Genomic DNA, 18,439 nt, shown 5'->3' with positions numbered 1-18,439 from the left:
CACCGAAAGAACCACAAATGGAGAACCCCATGAACGCGAGCACCGATTCGGCAATGCCGGACTCGACACAGGCACCGGCTTCCACACCGGAACAGGACCACCGGCTTCCCGCCCTGGACTGCGATGTCCTGGTGGTGGGATCCGGTGCCGGCGGATTATCCGCCGCCGTCACCGCCGCCTACCACGGCCTCAAAGTCATCGTGGTGGAAAAGGCCGAAGTCTGCGGCGGGGCCACGTCCTGGTCCGGAGGCTGGGCCTGGAGCCCCGGCAACCCACTCGCCAAGGCGGCCGGCGTCAACGAGGACAAGGAAACCTTCCGAACCTATCTGCGCCACACGCTGGGGGAGGAGTACCAGGCGGACAAGGTGGACGCCTTCCTCGAGGCCGTGCCGCACATGGTGGGGTTCTTCCAGGACAAGACGTCCCTTCAGTTCGTCCCGGGAGCCAGGATCAATGACATCTACGGCAAGGTACCGGGCGCAGGCACCGGCAACCGCTCGGTGGGGCCCAAACCCATCAACGCACGCCGGATCCGCCCGGAACTCCGGGCCAAGATGCGCCACCAGCTCTACGAGACGTCCTTCCTGGGCATGGGCATCATGGCCGGACCGGACCTCAGCTTGTTCCTTTCCGCCTCGCAGGGAAACCTCAAAGGCATCTTCCACGCCGGCTGGCGCCTGGGCCTCCACCTCCTGGACCTGCTGATCCACCGGCGCAACATGCAGCTGGTCAACGGCACTGCCCTCACCGGGCGCCTCCTGAAATCCGCTGACGACCTGGGCGTGGACCTCCGCGTCTCCACGCCCGCTAAACGGCTTCTCACCGACAACACAGGCAAGGTGACCGGCGCCGTCGTCGGTTCCCCGGACGGTGAGCTGCAGATCAACGCGGCGCGCGGCGTCGTGCTCGCCGCAGGCGGCTTCCCCCACGACATCCAGCGCCGGAAAGAGCTGTTTCCCCACACTCCCACCGGCCGCGAACACTGGACGCTGGCCCCCGCGGAAACCAGCGGCGACGGCATCAGCCTGGCCCAGGCCGTGGGCGCCCGGTTCAAGACCGACGTGAAGTCCGCCGCGGCGTGGTGCCCCGTCTCGCTGGTGCCTTACCGCAACGGCCGCACGGGCACCTTCCCGCACATCATGGACCGCGCCAAGCCGGGCAGCATCGGCGTCCTCGCGAACGGCAAACGCTTCGTCAACGAGGCCAACGGCTACTACGACTATGTTGCCGCCCTGATGGCGGCCACGCCCGCGGGCGGCACCGCAGAGTCGTGGCAGATCGCGGACAGCCGGTTCGTCCGGAAATTCCCGCTGGGCATGGCCAAGCCGCTGCCGGTCCCGCTGTTCCCGTATCTGCGCTCCGGCTACCTCAAGAAGGGGCGCACCATCGAGGAACTCGCCGCAAAGTGCGGGATCGACCCCGGCGGCCTCAAAGCCACCGTGGAGGAGTTCAACCGCAACGCCCGCGACGGCGTGGACCCGGACTTCGGGCGCGGCGAGACAGCCTTCAACCGCTACGGCGGCGACGCGGGCAACCGGCCCAATCCGTCGCTGGCCCCGATTGAGAAGGGGCCCTATTACGCCGTCCGCGTGGTTCCCGGCAGCTTCGGCACCTTCGCCGGTCTGGAGGCGGACGGCCGCAGCCGAGTCCTGGACAACCACGGCCGGCCGATCGAAGGTCTCTACGTTGCGGGCAACGACCAGGCCAACGTGATGGGCGGGCACTACCCCGCGGGCGGCATCAACCTGGGACCGGCCCTCACCTTCGGCTACATCGCCGGCAGGGACCTGGCCGGGGCCGGCGCGTATGAGGACGACATCAATGTGGCGCAGGCGACGCCGGAGGGACCTGCTGCCGGGCCCGCTGCGCCGCCGGCTACCCATGCGGCGTTGACCGCCTAGGGTGCCGAGCGTAAGCTGACGCTCACCTTCCGGGGCCCCCGCTCGGCGGGGGCCCGGGTCTCCTTCTAGAACGCACGCGGCCGCCGGGTGCCGAGGCTGTTTCCGGCGGCGCGCCAGGGGGCACAATTCCATGTCTGAAATAACCATCAACGGCATCACCATTGATCCGATCAAACAGAACCGGGCCCTGCGTGACGCCGGGCTGGTTGCCGAGGACGCCTCGGAGTCGGACCACATCCTCATCCAGACCGCCGAGCCGCTGACAGCGGAACAGCGTGCGGAACTTGCCGGCATCGACGTCGAGATGCAGGAATACGTCTCGGACAACACCTACCTGGCGGCGTTCCCGCCGGCGGACCTGAACCGGGTGCGCGCCCTGCCGTTCGTGAGCTGGGCGGACGTTTACTCCCGCGTTTTCAAGATCCCGCCGCCCCTGCTGCCGCGCAGCGCGGACACGGGCAATGTCCGGTCCCTGGCGGACCATGAACCGCATCCGGACCGGCGGCTGGAAAGAGTGGACCTGCTCCTGCACCCGGGCATCGAGGCCGGACCGGAGCTGATCGCCCGGGTGGCCGCCGCCGCCAGGGTGGAGCCCGACGCCGTCGCGGTGACCCCGGGCAAGCTGCGCATCACCACGTCGGTCGGCCAGCTCCCGGAACTTGCCGCCATCGATGAGATCCGCGAGATCCATCCGGTCCGCGAGCGCCAGCTCTTCAACAACGTGGCCCGGGAGATCCTGAACGCCGACGTTCAGCTCAACGGGACAACATACCGCGGCGCCGGCGAGGTGGTGGCCGTAGCGGACACCGGCTTTGACACCGGAGACGCCGCCAACCCGCACCCGGCATTCACCGGACGGGTCCAGACACTCTACGCATTGGGCCGCACGGCACCGGACAAGGCAGACGACCCGCATGGCCACGGGACGCACGTGGCCGGCTCGGTGCTGGGCCGGGGAAACTCGGCCACCATGGGCGGAGCGATTGAGGGCACGGCGCCGGAGGCCCTGCTGATCCTGCAGAGCCTCCTCGACCCCAACGGCGGCCTGGGCGGCATCCCGGTCAATCTCAACGACCTCTTCCAAAAGACGTACGACGACGGCGCACGCGTACACACGAATTCCTGGGGCGTGCCCGGACTCAACCTTCCGTACGATGCGAGTTCGCGGGAGATCGACGAATTCGTGTGGAACCACCCGGACCAGGTGATCTGCTTTGCGGCGGGGAATGACGGCGTGGACGGCAACAGCGACGGCACGGTGGACTCGAACTCCATCGGTTCCCAGTCCGCTGCGAAGAACTGCATCACCGTGGGCGCCAGCGAAAGCCTCCGCAAGGAGTTCACGCCGTCCTACGGCACCTACTGGCCCGGAGATTTCCCCGCGAATCCCGTCAAGCGGGACAAGCAGGCCAACAACCCGGACGGGATGGTGGCCTTCTCCAGCCGCGGGCCCACCAAGGAGGGCCGCATCAAGCCCGACGTCGTGGCGCCGGGAACCAGCATCCTGTCCACGCTCTCGCGGAACGCTCCGATGGGCAACACCTTCGGCACCTCCACCGATCCGCTGTTCTTCTTCGACTCCGGAACTTCCATGGCCACCCCGCTGGTGGCCGGCTGCGCCGCGGTTCTGCGCGAGACCTTGGTGAAGAACGGCCTCAACTCGCCAAGTGCGGCCCTGGTCAAAGCCCTCCTGGTCAATGGCGCCGACGTCCTGCCCGGACAGTACAACCCCAGTGAGGCCGGGGAATCGCCGAACGGGAACTCCGGGTGGGGCCGGGTCAACCTGGCCCGGTCCGTGGTCCTGCCCGGGCAGCCCGGCAACGCCGGCCTGGGCGAAGGGGGACCGCTGGAGCAGGGGCAGGAGGACTCCTTCACCATCGACATCCCTGAGGAAGTCCCGAAGGTTGCTGCCAAAGGGAGGCGGAACCGGGGCCCGGCCGCGGAACCGGCGCTGACCGCAGCCGGGGTGACGCTGAAGATCACCCTCGTGTGGTCCGATCCGCCCGGCCCGCAGCTGCAGAACGACCTCGACCTCATTGTGCTGGCAGCCGACGGCAGCGAGCGCCACGGAAATTCAGGAACGACCGCCGGCTTCGACCGCCGCAACAACGTGGAACAGGTGCTCTGGACGGGCATGCCGCCCGGCCAGGCCAGGATCGTGGTCAGGGCTTTCCGGATCACGCAGTTCCCGCAGCCCTACGCCTACGTTTGGCGGCTGTCCTAGCGTGCCGGAACTCCACGTGCCGGACTCCCACGTCCAGGAGCAGTTACCCGGGAAAGTGACGATGGCGCACGCCGCGCAGCTTCCCGTGGAAGAGGTCCTGGACCAGTTGGAATCCGGCAGCGGGGGGCTGGCCAGCGGGGAAGCCGCCAAACGGCTGGCTGCCGTGGGCCCCAACGCCGTGCGGACGCATCAAGCCAGCGGATGGTCTGTGCTGGGGCGGCAACTAGGCAGCCCCATCCTGATCCTTCTCGCCATCACTGCCGGGCTGTCGCTCTTCCTGGGGGATGCCACAAACTCCATCGTGATCGGTGTGATCCTGCTTGTCAGCGTCGGTCTGGGCTTTACCAACGAGTTCCGGGCCGAACGCGCCGCCGAGGCGCTGCACTCCCGCGTCACCCACCTGGCGGCGGTTCTCCGCGACGGGACCATGGACGAAGTCGGCGTCACCACGCTGGTGCCCGGCGACGTCGTGCATCTGGCCATCGGTGCGATCATCCCGGCTGACATCAGGTTGCTGACGGCCAAAGACCTGCTCTGCGACGAAAGCATCCTGACCGGCGAATCCCTGCCCGTCAGCAAAGACCCTGCACCAGTCACCGGTGCCGTTGCGCTCGCGGACCTGACGTCCTGCCTGTTCATGGGGACCGTGGTCCAATCGGGGAGCTGCACAGGGGTGGTGGTGGCCACGGGCGGGCGGGCCGAATTCGGAAGGATCGCCCTGGGGCTCGGTGAGCGGCAGCCGCAGACCGAGTTCCAGCTCGGCCTGAAGCGTTTCTCCTACCTGCTGCTGCAGGTGGCCATTGTTCTCACCTCGCTGATCTTCATCGCCAACCTCCTGTTGCAGCGGCCTGTCATTGAATCCCTGCTGTTCTCGCTGGCCATCGCCGTCGGAATCACCCCGCAGCTGTTGCCGGCCGTCGTGAGCACCAGCCTGGCCACGGGTACCCGCCAGCTGGCCAAACGCAAAGTGCTGGTCAAGCGGCTGGTGTGCATTGAGGACCTCGGGGACATGGACGTGCTGGTCACGGATAAGACCGGCACGCTCACCGAAGGCAGGATCAGCTTCACTGCAGCGTTGCCCGCCAGGGACGGCGTATCCCCGGGCGCCCTGTTGACGCTGGGACTTCTCGCCACGGAAGCGGAGTACACGGAAGCGAAGGTGTCCACGGTGGGACTAAACCCGCTGGACATGGCGCTCTGGGCCTCCGCCGACGCGGCCGGATTCCAGCCGGACCGCTACGAACGGCTCGACGTCATTGATTTTGACCACCTGCGCCGCCGGACCAGCGTGCTGGTCAGCGAGGACGGCGCAGCGGCGCGGCTGGTCACCAAGGGCTCGCCGGAAGATGTCCTGGCGCTCTGCGTGGACACCCCGGCAGGCGTGCAGGCGATGCTGGACGAACAGTTCAACGCGGGATCCCGCGTGGTGGCCGTCGCCAGCCGGGCCGCCGGCGGAATGACGTCGATTGAACCCCCCGACGAGAAGGACCTGGTCCTGGAGGGGCTGCTGGTCTTCCTGGACCGGCCCAAAGCAAACGCCAGGGCTTCACTGGACCAGCTTGAAACGCTCGGCATCACGGTTAAGATCGCCACCGGGGACAACGCCAAGGTTGCCGAGAAGGTCTGTGACGAGCTCGGGGTGCTCTCCGGCGGCACGCTCACCGGCGCCGAGGTGGAAGCCCTCTCGGACTCAGAACTGGCCGCGGCGGCCCGCGAGGCCAGCATCTTCGCTCGTGTCTCGCCGGAGCAGAAGGCCCGGATCATCCGCCTGCTGCGCCAAAGCGGGGGGTCCGTCGGGTTCATGGGCGACGGCGTCAATGACGCGCTGGCCCTGCACGCGGCGGACATCGGCATCTCCGTGGACAGCGCCACGGATGTGGCCAAGGATGCCGCCGACGTTGTCCTGCTGGACAAAGACCTGGGCGTGCTGGCGGAGGGGGTGATGGAAGGGCGGAGGATTTTCGCCAACACCATCAAGTACGTGCTGATGGGAACCTCGAGTAACTTCGGCAACATGTTCAGTGCCGCCACGGCCTCCGTCTTCCTGAGCTTCCTGCCGATGCTGCCCGGGCAGATCCTGCTGAACAACCTGCTCTACGACACCGGCCAGCTGGCGATCCCGGGCGACCGCGTGGACAAGGAACAGCTGCTGGCCCCGTCGCACTGGAACATCGGCTTCATCCGGCGTTTTATGCTCCTCTTCGGCCCCATCAGCTCCGTGTTCGATTTCGCCACCTTCGCCCTGATGCTGTTCGCGTTCAACGCGGTGCCCGGCGAATTCCGGGCGGGCTGGTTCATCGAATCGATCGCCACGCAAACACTGATCATTTTTGCCATCCGCACCCGGCGGGTTCCTTTCCTGCGGAGCAGGCCCTCGGCCGGCCTGCTGGGCGCATCCCTTGGCGTGGTGGCACTGGGTATCTTCCTCCCGCTGTCTCCGCTGGCCGGTGTTTTGGGGTTCGACCCGCTGCCCACGCCTTTCTTCCTGGCGCTGCTTGGCATGACGGTGGTGTACCTGGTCATGGTCGAATTCGCCAAGAGCTGGTTCTTTGCCCGCACAGCCCAGCAGCCTCCGGTCCGGCCGGCCGTCATTCCGCGACGGCGGTCCACGCACCATATTTCCCGCCGCGCGGCCCGTTTCAGCACCCCGGTAGCCCGCCCCCTGCGCGGACAGCTGGTCCGCGGCGGGCGGAAGCGGAAGGCCAGGACCACCCATGGTCGCTGACGGGCGGGCGCCCGCACGGGAGACCATGGATTCAGCGCTGCAACCGGCGTACTCTGCAGCTGATAGCATCTGGTGATTTGGCCTGGATCCGAGGCGCATCATGAGTGGTGAATCGCATGCACCGGAGTCCGCGGGAAGCATCCGCTCCCGGATAGCCGCGCACCCTGTTGCCGCTTTCCTGATCCTCGCCATCCCGTTGGCCTGGCTGGCGCAGGCCCTGGCCATCGTCCTGCTGCAGGACATCACTCCCGGACTCCTGGTGGAACTGCTGGTCCTGCTGGGGACCGCGGTCCTCGTGACGGCGGCGGCCGAAGGCCGCGCCGGCGTCAGGCGACTCTTCGCCGGGGTTGTCCGTTGGCGCGTGGCTGCCGGCTGGTACGTCATCGCGTTGCTGGCGCTGCCGGTCCTGACGCTGCTGACCGCCGTCGTGACCGGTACCCTCCGCGAGCCCGGCAGCACGTGGGCGTCAACCGCAGGGCTGTATCTGCTGAAGGCCGTGGTGATCGGCGCCCTGCTGGGCAACGTCTGGGAGGAACTGGCCTGGGCGGGAGTGGTTCAGCGGCGGTTGATGGACCGGAAGGGCGTGCTCGCAGGCTCCCTGCTGACGGCCGTACCGTTCGCTCTGATCCATCTGCCCCAGGCTTTCGCGCAGCGCGGGTTCGCCGCCACGCCCTGGGCGGACGTTGCCCTCTCGTGGGCCGTCCTTTTCGGCTTCGCCGCCATAGCGCGTTACCTACTGGGTATGGTCTTTGTTGGAACCGGCGGAAGCATCCTGGTTCTCGGACTCCTGCACGGGTCCATGAATGCGTCCCAAGGCATGGACACGGTGGACTGGTGGCAGTTCATCCCGGCGGTGGTGGTGCTGACAGCGGCGGTCGCGGCGTACCTCGCCGTGAGGTCCCGGACCACCGGCCAGGGCAGCAGCGGACATGCCCTGCGCCGGCGGCGGATCCGGCCGCTCCGGGCCGCAAACCCCTAACTGCGATCTGACGGAAGGGACCAAGTGCCATGGACGATTCCCCGGACGACGGCGTGCTGCGCCGACCCGAGCTGCGGCTGTCCGCCACGCTGCTCTTCGCCGGCGTCCTTGTGTCGCTGCTGTCCGGACTCCAGCACCCGGATGCGGCCAGCGCCAACGACCACCCCGCGACGTTCGCCGAATATGCGGCCAGTGACATCTGGATTGCGGTCCACCTCGGGCAGTTCCTCGGCATGGCGCTGATCCTCTGCGGACTGCTGGTGCTGGCCTACGCCCTCAACGTGCGGCACGGGCGGGCGGCCTGGACAGTCCGGCTGGGAGCTGCGGCAGCCGTCGCAGCATTGGCGCTCTACGGCGTCCTGCAGGGCGTGGACGGCGTGGCCCTCAAACATGCCGTGGATGCCTGGGCAGGCGCTGCCGAGGGGGAGAAAGCCCTGCGCTTCGCGGCCGCGGAGGACATCCGGTGGCTTGAGTGGGGAGTCCGGAGCTACCAGAGCTTCATGTTGGGAGCGGCGCTCATCCTCGTCGGCATCTCAGTCGCCGCCACGCACAGGATCTCCCGAGTCATCGGGTACCTGATGGTGCTCTCCGGTGCGGCCTACCTGGCCCAGGGCTGGATCATCGGCGCCGAGGGCTTCTCGGTGTCCAATACCCTGCCCACCCTGGCCGGCATTGTGCTGGTCCTCGGATGGACCGGCGGGCTCTTCGCCTCGGCATGGCGGAGGGAGGAACACGGAAAGACCCGGGCCCGGTCCTCCGCCGGCTAGTCGTGCGCCGGCCAGACTTCCGTCCGCCGCCTAGTCGTGCGCCGGCCAGACTTCCGTCCGCCGCCAGGTGCGGATATTCTGGGGACTGCCAGGATGCTGCCAGAACAGCACCCAGTTCCTGGCCAAGAGAGGCACTAAATGACCGAGAAGCTGCATCTCACCCCGGAAGACGAGTTTCCGGAAGACCTCACCAAAGTCGAGGACAAGGATCTTCAGATCCTCGACAGCCAGGTCCAGCGCCAACTGGACTATGAATACGTGGCCGAGGGCGAACCGAATCCGGAGACCGAATTCAGGCACTACGACCTCGATGAGGAATTCACCGATCGGGACAAACGGGACTAACTGTCCACCGGTATTTCCAGCACGTTCGATTCGTCGATCCATCGGCTCTGCGTTCCCAGCTGCGCGCAGAGTCCCTTCATCCGCATGGCGATGTGGCGTGCGCCCCTACCGGCCAGTTGCGCCTGGAACCCGGCGATGACCGTTGGATGGAGCTGCAGCCGGGCAGGCGAGATCCCTGCGGTTTCCATGCAGAAGATGAACGACTGGTCGTTGCGCTCGCCGGGGTCCACGGCATAGTCGTCAATGAAGTCGCCGGCGCTGTAGATGAGGGGCCGGCCGCGGTAGAGTTCCACGCCGCGGAAGATATGCGCCGAATGTCCGAACACGACGTCGGCCCCGGCATCCACCAGCGCCCGTCCCAGGTCCCGGTGGCCGGAGGGCACATCGGCTCCCCAGTTGCCGCCCCAGTGCGCCGAAACCACCAGCAGATCGGCCCTGGCCTTGGTGCGGCGGACCAGCGCCAGCAGGTCATGGACCCTTCTGTCGTCCTGCTGCCGCCCGGCCACCGGCACGTAATACACCCCGGGGCGGTCCGGACCCGCCTCCCAGTCCGGCTGGTTGTCCGTGAAGGCGATGAGCCCGACGGCGGCCGGACCCGCCCGCCTGATCGCCGGCCTTTGCGCGGCCTCCAGGTCCGGCCCCGCGCCGGCGTGCAGGATTCCGCTGCGTTCCAGCGCCGGCAGCGTCTCCCGGAAGGCGTCCGCCCCGTAGTCGAGCACATGGTTGTTGGCAAGCGATACGGCGTCGATGCCCGCCGCGGCCAGGACGGCCGCGTTGCGGGCGTCCGAGCGGAAATGGAACACTTTCCCCGGTTGCGGCGTCCCGCCGTCGGCCAGGACGCATTCGAGGTTGGCGAACCGGATGTCCCCCTGTGCCAGGACGGGGAGGGTATCGCCCCAGGGGAAGGCAGGCGGGACGGTCCTGAGCTGCCGGTTCACCAGGCGGCCCAGCATCACGTCACCCAGGAATATCAGGCGCATGGTCTGCCTCCCGCCCCTTTCCGCCGCCTACTGCTCCGCCGCGTGCGTCTCTGACGGGTGCGTCTCTGACGGGTGCTTCGCGGGGCCGGCCACGGCATGCCGGGATCCAGCTTTGAGGGCGGTCCTGATGCTGACCTTCGAGGTGTAGGAGATGGACCCGTATTGGAAGAGCCGCACGGCCATCCGGAGCATCAGGGCGGCCCCGATGTAGAGGACGGCGATCACGACGGCTGCCTCCACGATGTTCAGTGAGCCGAAGGCGTTCCGTAGCAGCGCGGTAACCGGGGCGGAGAACGGGAAGTAGGTGAACACCTGCACGATCGGGGAGTGCGGCTCGGAGACCACCAGGCTGACGGAGTAGAACGGAATAAAGATCAGGGCGATCATCACGCCCATGAAGTTCCCGGCTTCCTTGGCGGTGGGCATCACGGCGCCGATGGCCACCAGGGTGGTGGTGAACAGGGCGAAGCCGCCCACGAGGATGAGCAGGCCGACGGTCATGCGCAGGGGGTCGAAGACGAGCTGCGACGCGTCAAACTCGGGGATGCGCATGGCGTCACGATAGAAAAGGGCGCCGATCAGGATGGGGGACGCGAAAACGGCCACCTGCACCAGGCCCACCATGAACAGGGCCAGCACCTTTCCGGTGATGAGGGTGGTGGGCTTGAGCGTTGTCAGGATCATTTCGGTGACCCTGTTCTCCTTCTCCTCCAGGGTGGAGTTCAGCATCTGCCCGGCAAGGAGCACCACCAGTCCGTAGAAAACCACCAGGAATGCCATCGGCGGGATCACGGAATTCATGCCGCCGGACACCTCGGACCCCTGGTAGGTGACGGTGTCCACCTGCGCCGACCCCGACGCAAGGCTGGACAGTTGGGGCGAGCCGATTTTGACTGCCACAGCGCGGGCCAGCATGGCCTGCGCGACGGCGGCGTACTTGCCGTTCTCGAACAGTCCCCGGTCCGCGCCGTACGCCTTCACCGCAGTGGTCTCGGGGTGCGCGGGGAACTCGAAGTAGGCATCGACGGCGCCGGACTGCACGGCCCGGATCCCGGCGTCGGACGAGGCCGCGGGAACGGCGCCGAATGCGGCCGCGTCGGCGGGTGTGATGAGGCCGGAGGCGTCCAGGTAGGAGATGCTGAACTGGGCGTTCTTCTGGGCCTCGGCGGCAGTGCTGGTGCTGGTGTTGCTGAGGAAGATCATCCCGAACACCACCGCCATGATGACGGGCACGGACAGCGTGCCGATCCAGAAGCGCACCTTGGTGACGGTGCGCACGAATTCGAAGCTGATGACCGTTCCAAGGTTGTGCTGTGCCATGGCTAGGCACCCCGCTCTGCGGCTGCGCGCCCGGGAACGGACGACGGCGGCTGGGTGCGGTCCCCGTACACGCGGATGAAGATGTCCTCCATCGAGATTTTGGTGGTGGTGAAGCTGCGGATGACCAGGCCGGCGTCCATGAGTTCCCGCAGGATGGCCGCTTCGTCGCTGTCGTCCGTGATGGAGAGCTCCGCATAGTTGGTCTCCTCCAGCGTCACCTCGTAATGGGGTGAAGGAGGTATGGGCCCGGCATGCCGGATACGGACGATCCGGCCGCCGTATTTGTTCTGCACCTCATCGATGGTGCCGTAGGCCTCGGACGTGCCGTCTTTCAGGAGGATGATGCGGTCGCAAAGCCGCTCCACCTCCTCCATCTGGTGGGTCACCATGACCACCGTGGCGCCGTCGTTCTTCTGTTCCCCGATGATGTCCATCAGCAGCCGGCGGTTCACGGGGTCGAAGCCCTTGGTGGGCTCATCGAGGATGAGGAGCTCCGGACGGTTCATGATGGTGACGCCGAGCTGGACTTTTTGCTGCTCGCCGCTGGAGAGCTTGTCCACCTGGGTGGCGGCCTTGCCGGCCAGGTCCACCCGGTCGAGGTAGGCCAGGGACCACTGCCGCGCCGAATGCCGGTCCATTCCCTTGAGCCGGCCGAAGTAGGTCATGACGTCCATGACCTTTTCCTTCTTGTAGAGCCCGCGTTCCTCCGGAAGATAGCCCAGCCTGCTGCCGTGCTCGGGTTTGAAGGGCCGGCCGTTGATGTGGAGGACCCCGGCCGTGGGTTCGTAGAGGCCCAGGAGGGCGCGGATGGTGGTGGTCTTGCCCGAGCCGTTGCTGCCCAGGAACCCGAACGTCTCGCCGGCCCGGACATCGAAGGACAGGTCGCGGACCACGGTGGTGTCCGCGAAGTCCATCCGGAAACCGCTGATATGCACCACTGGCTCGTCCATGGCTGTCGCCGCCTGTACCGATCATTGCCCGCCGTTGTCGGTTCCCCCCGGGGCAGGCTGCCATGTGACAAGACTGGTCGCGGACGCCCTCAAATGGAAGGGGCGAAGGTCCCGGCAAGCCGTGTCCCGGACACCAAATGGCCGGGACACGGAAGGTTCCGCGCCCCGGCCATCGGGTAACGACTACTTGTCGTTGATGGTGTCCTTGACGTCCTCGGCTGCGTGCTTCGCATCTGCCGTGCCCTGATCAATCTTGCCCTCGGTCTCAAGCTTGCTGTTGTTGGTCAGCTTGCCCAGTGCTTCCTTGGCCTCGCCGATTGCTTTCTCGGCAGCGTTCTTGATCTTGTCGCCCAAACCCATGTTTGTTTCCTCAATCAGTTGATCAGTCGCAGGCGGGCGGATGCCAACCGTTGCCCCTCCACCCTAGGTGCAACCGGCCCCGGGTAGTGCCAAACACAGTTATGCGTCCACGGCGCCGCGGCCCGCGCACTGTCAAACGTTGAGGCGGCGGCGTAACCGGAACACGAGCTCGACGGCGGCGCACCCGACAAGCGCCGCCAGCAGGGCCGCGTTGCGGAGCTCGTCCGGGGGCCAAGAGATGCCGAAGAAGTCTGCGATGACGGGGACGGTGAGCAGCGCGAGGAGGCCGGCATACATTGAGGCGACGATGAGGAGACGCCAGCGGTTCAGCGGCCGGGAAAGCACCACGAGCACCCAGAGTGCCACCAGGGCGAGCACCATGACCGACCCGGTTCGCACGGAATCCTCCCCGTACACGCCTGCGATCGCGGCATAGGTATTCAGTGCAACGACGGCCACGGTAATGATGAGGCCTGCGGGCACGGCAAACGTCAGGGAGCGTTTGAGGAAGCCGGGCCTGTAGAGCCGGGCGTTGGGCATGAGCGCGAGGAAGAAAGCGGGGATGCCGATGGTGAGCCCGTCGGTGGCGGAGAGCTGCCGCGGCAGGAACGGAAAGCCCCACAGCAAACCGCCGAAGACCACCGAAAGGGCAATGGCATACGCTGTCTTGGCAAGGAACAGCATCGAGACGCGCTCGATGTTGGCGATGACCCGTCTTCCCTCAGCCACGACGCCGGGAAGCCTGTCGAACCGCCCGTCCAACAACACAAGCCGGGAGACGGCCTTGGTGGCCGCGGCGGCCGTGCCCATGGCAATCCCGATGTCCGCTTCCTTCAGCGCGAGGGCATCATTGACGCCGTCCCCGGTCATGGCCACCACGTGGCCCCGGCTGCGCAGCGCAGAGACCATGGCCTTCTTTTGCGCGGGGGTAACCCGGCCGAATACCTTGTGGTCCTGCAGGACGTCCGCCATGAGTTCGGGATCTTCCGGCAGGTCGCGGGCATCGTAGCCGTCGGCGGTGTCCAGGCCCACGTCGCGGGCGACTGCCGCCACGGTCCGCGGATCGTCACCGGAGATAATGCGGAGGTCGACGCCCTGTTCCCGGAAGTAGGCGAGGGTCGTTGCGGCGTCGGGCCGTATCTTTTCGCGGAATGTCAGTATCGCGGCAGGCACCAGCACGGACGGCAGGGCTGCCTCCTCGGCTTCCCGGACTGCCATGGGCTGTCCGGCATGGGCCAGAACCAGGGTCCGGAGGCCGGACGATGCCAGCCCGGCCGCGGAGGACAGGGCCTGGACGTGTCCCGGGGTCGTGGACTCGAGGACGAGTTCCGGCGCGCCCAGCACCCAGGTGCCGGGCGCTGACCCGTCGGTGAAGCTGACGGCGCTCCATTTCCGGGACGACGCGAAGGGGACGGAGGATACCGGGCGGGGGACGCCGTCGTCCTTGTAGACGGCGGCGAGGCAGCGGGCGGTGGCGTTTGCATCGGGGTCGGCCCCGAACCAGCCCAGCGCCTCCTTCCACCCCTGCACCGGTGAGGCGCCGGCGTCGTGCATCCCGTCGAAAACGATTCGTCCTTCAGTGAGGGTGCCGGTCTTGTCCAGGCAAAGCATGTCCACCCGGGCCAGCCCTTCCACGGCTGCCAGTTCCTGGATGAGGACCTTGTCGCGCGCGAGCCGCAGCCCGCCGAGGGCGAAAGCGACGCTGGCCATAAGCACCAGGCCCAGCGGAACCATGGCGATGACACTGGCCACGGCGCCGACCGCGGCGGTCTTCCAGGAACCCGTGGCCAGCGCCTGGTTCCAGCCTCCCTGGGCTTGCATCTCCCCGTTGACAACGACAGCCATGACAGGAAGGAGGCCCCATGTGATCCAGCGCAGGACCCGGTTGAGGCCGGTGCGGATTTCCGAGTTCACCAGGGAAAAACGCTTGGCTGCCGTCGTGAGCTTGCCGGCGAAGGAGTCGTCCCCCACCCGGACAACCTGCGCCCGGCCCTGACCGCCCACAACACTGGACCCGGCCAGCGCCTCGGACCCAGCTTCTTTGTCCACGGGGTTGGATTCACCGGTGAGCAGGGACTCGTCGATTTCCAGACCGTTGGCGGCGAACACGGTGGCGTCCGCAGGCACCTGGTCTCCGGCGAAGAGCAGGATGACGTCGTCAAGGACCACCTCGGCCGTGGGAATGTCCTGGATGGCGCCGTCCCTCAGGACCCGTGCGTGCGGGGAGTTCAGCACAGCAAGCCGGTCCAGCGACTTCTTGGCCCGGTACTCCTGGACCACCCCGATGACGGCGTTTCCGACGGCGGCGAAGCCAAAGAGGGCGTCCTGCCACTGGCCCAAGGCCAGGAGCAGCACGAAGCTGCCGGCCACAATCGCATTGAAAAGTGTCAGGACGTTCGCACGGAAGATGTCCCACAGGCTGCGGCTTGACGCGTTGGAAACCAGGTTGGTCAGGCCCCCGCGGACACGTTCGGAGACGTCCGCACTGGACAGGCCGTTCCCGCGCCACCTGTCCTTGCCAAACCGGTGGGTGCGTTGCCCCGTCACCATGTGTGTTGCTCCCTTAGGCGTGCGCCGTTCGTAGTCCTTAGTGTGGCACGCCGGCCGGGCTCGTGGCCCGCCCCGGAGCGGACGACGGATGTGGCCCGTGAATGCGCGGGAACGGTAGCATCGTGACCATGCCCGGAGTTCTTGACATTGCAGGCCCCATCCTGGAAGTGCTGACCTGGATTTGCCTGCCTGCCGGCCTCATTCTTCTGGTGGTGGTGGAGACGATGAGGCGGTTCGAGGATCAGTGGACCCAGTCGGAGGGCGTGGTCTACTCCGACGAGAGCGGCGTGGGGTTCCGCTGGTACGACCACCATCACGAGGTCCACAACGCGCCCATGTCCCCGTATGACATCCGGCATATGGCCCCGGGGGACGCCGTCACCATCCACTACGCGGTGAAGACGCCCACCCGCTGGCGGACCAGTGCCCCGGAGGTGCGCGGAGAGGCGGCCGGAGTCCTCGGCTGGATCCTGAGCGGCATCGGTGCGGCGGCCATGGTTGCCGGGTTCCTGCTGCCGATGTTCTGAGTAGTTACAAGGCGGCCCTGACGGACGGCCAGGTTTTGAGGATCTCGAGCACGCCCGGATCGCGCTCAGCCAGGATGGCCTCCGCGTAGGACTCTTCCAGCAGGCCATCGACGGAAACCCTGGTTCCTGTCGCGGCGCTGAGAACGGCGGCCTCCACCATTGCCAGGCTCATGATGTTCCGGTGAACCTGACCCATGGGGGTGCCGCCCGTGCGGAGTGCTGCCACGAAGTCCCGGAGAGAGCCGGCGATCTCCTGGCCGGGGTCGGCGCCCGGCGCCGATCCGGCCGGTTTGGCCGATTCCACGGTGGGTTCGTTGTCGCCGTCCCACAGCACGGTGCCGTGCTCGCCGCTGATCCGCCACGAAGCGTTCCACGACGTCTCCTGCCCGGGGCTGCACCAGCTGCCGGTGAAGACGAAGCGTTCCCCGCCGGTCATTTCGAAGATGGCGCTGGCCCCGGCATCGCCGCGGTACCAGCTCCATGACGGGTTGTACTCCTCGCAGAAAACCGACACCGGATCGGCGTCGAGCAGGAACCGGGCCATGTCGAACTGGTGAATGGCCATGTCCAACAGCAGCGGGTGGTCCATGGCGTCGCGGAAACCGCCGAAATGCGGGGCTTTGAAGAACTCGGCCGACACGATCCCGATGCTGCCCAGCGATGACGCCAGCCGCTTCGCCTCGAAGAGCTGCCGGTTGTAGCGCCGCGACTGGCTGACCATAAACAGCTGGCCGGACAGTTGGGCGGCGGCCGCGAGGGAGAGGCCCTGTGACACGGTGGAGGCAACCGGCTTCTCGCCCAGGACCGGCAGGCCGGCGGCCAGCGCCTCGGCGGTGACCGGGTGGTGCGCGGCAGGAACTGTCACGTTGATGACGGCCCGGGCGCCGACGTCGGCCGCAAGTGCTGCAGTGCCGGTGCCGACCGGAAGGTCCGGGCGCCCGATGGCGGCGGCTGCCGCGCGGGCGGCATCCAGGTCGAGGTCAACGATGCCGGCCAGTTCCACCTGGGGCGACTGCTGGACCGTGTTTAGCCAGGCGCGGCCCATGCCGCCGGCACCGACGACGATGACGCGCAGGGGAGCTCCGTCGTCGGGAATAGTGGCGAAGTCCGTGCTCACGCGTTGGCCCCCTGGTAGCTCTTGCCGTTGAAGAAGTCGTTCGTTTCGTAGCGCAGCAGTTCGGGGTAGGCGCGTTCGGGGCGGTCGGTCACAGCCCACTCGACGGCGTTGGCGATGACGCGCCGGACGTCCTTGTGGTGGTAGACGGGGTAGTCCTGGTCGCCGGGGCTGAAGAAGAAGATCTTGCCGTGGCCGCGGCGGAAGGTGCAGCCGGAACGGAACACCTCGCCGCCGCTGAAGGAGCTGATGAACACGAGTTCCTCAGGGGTGGGGATGTCGAAGAACTCGCCGTACATTTCCTGCTGGTCGATCACGATGGGATGCGGTACACCCCTGGTAATCGGGTGGGTGGGGTCCACGGTCCAGACAAGTTCGCGGTCCTGTTCGGAACGCCAGCGCAGGGTGCAGGAGGTGCCCATGAGCTTGGTGAAGATCTTGGACCAGTGGCCGGAGTGCAGAACGATCAGGCCCATGCCGGAAAGGACATGGCGGTGCACGCGCTCCACGATCTCGTCTTCCACGTCGCCGTGCGACATGTGCCCCCACCAGGTCAGGACGTCGGTGTTGGCCAGGACCTCCTCGCTAAGGCCGTGTTGGGGTTCGTCGAGAGTGGCGGTGCGGACACTGACCTTGGCCCCGAGGTTCTCCTCGATTCCTGCCTTGACGGCGCCGTGCATGCCGTCGGGATAGAGTCGGGCCACGAGTTCGTCGCGCTTTTCGTGGCGGTTCTCGCTCCAGACGGTGACGCGGACGGGCTTGGTGTCAGTCATGATGTTCTCCTCGTAAGTGTTGTTGAAGACGGCCTATTTGACCGCGCCGCCGGTTGTGCCTGCGGCGATGTATTTCTGTGCGGCGACCAGCAGGATGATGGCAGGGATGGATGCGAGCACGGCCGTGGCCATCACCGAACTCCAGTCGTTCACGTAGGCGCCGATGTACTGGAAGATTCCCAGCGTTACGGGCCGGACAGCTTCGGTGGTGGTCAGGGTCAGGGCGAACAGGAAGTCGCTCCAGGCGAACAGGAACGTGAACAGTCCGGCGGTGATGAGCGAGTTCCGGCTCAGCGGCAGCACGATGGACCAGAACGCCCGGATGTGCCCGGCGCCATCCACCCGGGCCGCCTCGATCACCGATGCCGGCATGCCGTTCATGAAGGCACGGATGATCAGGATTGCGAACGGGATGCCGTGCGCCGAGTCCGCCAGGATGAGGCCCGGGATGGAGTTGAGCAGGCCGAGGTCGTTGTAGGCGGTGTAGAGGGCGTTGGCCACTACGATTCCGGGGATCATCTGGCTGATCAGGATGGCGAACAGCACGATACCGGCGCCGCGGACCTTGAAGTAGGCCAGGGCGTACGCTGCCGGAGCGGCGATGGCCAGACTCAGCGCCACGCTGCCGAGCGAAATGACCAGGCTGGTGCCCAGGTTTCCGCCCTGTTCGCTGATGGCGGTGGCGTAGCCGGTGAAATCCGGTTTCAGCGGCAGCCAGGATGTTTCCAGGGTGGTGCCGTTCGGCTGCAGCGAGGCGTTGACCATCCAGTAGACCGGAAACAGCATGACCGCCAGGAAGAAAATGGCCAGCGCCGTGGCACCCCAGTTCTTGCGATCCGGGGTCGGCCCGGTACTGCGGCCGGCCGCCTTGCGCCCGCCGGGCCGGTGACCGCCGGCGCGGGAGGTGATTGTTGTCGTCGTCAT

The 18,439-nt window shown here is 66.9% G+C and carries 15 protein-coding genes; 7 read left to right on the top strand and 8 right to left on the bottom strand.

What is annotated here, in order from left to right:
* The first annotated feature begins 29 nt into the window (after positions 1 to 29).
* From ARTH_RS17650 to ARTH_RS17625, 6 genes are all read left to right on the top strand, one after another.
* The gene (locus ARTH_RS17650; RefSeq protein WP_011693305.1) at positions 30 to 1,901 is read left to right on the top strand and encodes an FAD-dependent oxidoreductase; all 1,872 of its coding nucleotides are present in this window, start codon (positions 30 to 32) and stop codon (positions 1,899 to 1,901) included.
* 130 nt (positions 1,902 to 2,031) lie between these two features.
* Entirely contained in the window at positions 2,032 to 4,125 is a 2,094-nt protein-coding gene (locus ARTH_RS17645) for a S8 family serine peptidase (protein WP_011693304.1), read from the top strand.
* A 16-nt stretch (positions 4,126 to 4,141) separates the two neighbouring features.
* The gene (gene mgtA, locus ARTH_RS17640) at positions 4,142 to 6,850 is read left to right on the top strand and encodes a magnesium-translocating P-type ATPase (protein ID WP_043430030.1); all 2,709 of its coding nucleotides are present in this window, start codon (positions 4,142 to 4,144) and stop codon (positions 6,848 to 6,850) included.
* 100 nt (positions 6,851 to 6,950) lie between these two features.
* The gene (locus tag ARTH_RS17635) at positions 6,951 to 7,829 is read left to right on the top strand and encodes a CPBP family intramembrane glutamic endopeptidase (protein ID WP_011693302.1); all 879 of its coding nucleotides are present in this window, start codon (positions 6,951 to 6,953) and stop codon (positions 7,827 to 7,829) included.
* Positions 7,830 to 7,858: 29 nt separating this feature from the next.
* The gene (locus tag ARTH_RS17630; RefSeq protein ID WP_011693301.1) at positions 7,859 to 8,596 is read left to right on the top strand and encodes a hypothetical protein; all 738 of its coding nucleotides are present in this window, start codon (positions 7,859 to 7,861) and stop codon (positions 8,594 to 8,596) included.
* Between the two features lie 138 nt (positions 8,597 to 8,734).
* Entirely contained in the window at positions 8,735 to 8,941 is a 207-nt protein-coding gene (locus ARTH_RS17625; RefSeq protein WP_011693998.1) for a hypothetical protein, read from the top strand.
* On the opposite strand, the gene ARTH_RS17620 is transcribed toward ARTH_RS17625, so the two are convergent.
* From ARTH_RS17620 to ARTH_RS17605, 5 genes are all read right to left on the bottom strand, one after another.
* Complete coding sequence (locus ARTH_RS17620) at positions 8,938 to 9,921, bottom strand: CapA family protein (RefSeq protein ID WP_011693300.1); 984 nt, start codon at positions 9,919 to 9,921, stop codon at positions 8,938 to 8,940. The genes ARTH_RS17625 and ARTH_RS17620 overlap by 4 nt on opposite strands.
* 27 nt (positions 9,922 to 9,948) lie before the next feature.
* Positions 9,949 to 11,241 carry an ABC transporter permease gene (locus ARTH_RS17615; protein ID WP_011693299.1) on the bottom strand — a complete coding sequence of 431 codons (1,293 nt, stop codon included), beginning with the start codon at positions 11,239 to 11,241 and terminating at the stop codon, positions 9,949 to 9,951.
* 2 nt (positions 11,242 to 11,243) lie between these two features.
* Entirely contained in the window at positions 11,244 to 12,191 is a 948-nt protein-coding gene (locus ARTH_RS17610) for an ABC transporter ATP-binding protein (protein WP_011693298.1), read from the bottom strand.
* 183 nt (positions 12,192 to 12,374) lie between these two features.
* On the bottom strand, positions 12,375 to 12,551 hold the full coding sequence (locus ARTH_RS23605; RefSeq protein ID WP_011693297.1) for a CsbD family protein: 177 nt from the start codon (positions 12,549 to 12,551) through the stop codon (positions 12,375 to 12,377).
* Between the two features lie 132 nt (positions 12,552 to 12,683).
* Entirely contained in the window at positions 12,684 to 15,101 is a 2,418-nt protein-coding gene (locus tag ARTH_RS17605) for an HAD-IC family P-type ATPase (RefSeq protein WP_011693296.1), read from the bottom strand.
* A 128-nt stretch (positions 15,102 to 15,229) separates the two neighbouring features.
* On the opposite strand from ARTH_RS17605, the gene ARTH_RS17600 reads away from it, so the two are divergent.
* The gene (locus ARTH_RS17600; protein ID WP_043431040.1) at positions 15,230 to 15,628 is read left to right on the top strand and encodes a hypothetical protein; all 399 of its coding nucleotides are present in this window, start codon (positions 15,230 to 15,232) and stop codon (positions 15,626 to 15,628) included.
* A gap of 4 nt (positions 15,629 to 15,632) precedes the next feature.
* Here ARTH_RS17600 and ARTH_RS17595 read toward each other — a convergent pair whose 3' ends face one another.
* The 3 genes from ARTH_RS17595 to ARTH_RS17585 are packed head-to-tail and all read right to left on the bottom strand — an operon-like array spanning position 15,633 to position 18,439.
* Complete coding sequence (locus ARTH_RS17595; RefSeq protein WP_011693294.1) at positions 15,633 to 16,745, bottom strand: Gfo/Idh/MocA family protein; 1,113 nt, start codon at positions 16,743 to 16,745, stop codon at positions 15,633 to 15,635.
* Entirely contained in the window at positions 16,742 to 17,515 is a 774-nt protein-coding gene (locus ARTH_RS17590) for a ThuA domain-containing protein (RefSeq protein WP_011693293.1), read from the bottom strand. The genes ARTH_RS17595 and ARTH_RS17590 overlap by 4 nt, the downstream gene beginning before the upstream one ends.
* Before the next feature lie 33 nt (positions 17,516 to 17,548).
* A complete protein-coding gene (locus ARTH_RS17585) occupies positions 17,549 to 18,439 on the bottom strand; it encodes a carbohydrate ABC transporter permease (protein ID WP_011693292.1) in 891 nt (296 codons plus the stop codon).

Origin of the sequence: Arthrobacter sp. FB24 (genome assembly GCF_000196235.1) — a bacterium.
Classification (GTDB): domain Bacteria; phylum Actinomycetota; class Actinomycetes; order Actinomycetales; family Micrococcaceae; genus Arthrobacter.
Note: the sequence above shows the minus strand (reverse complement) of the source record. Positions and strands in the feature narration are given on the sequence as shown.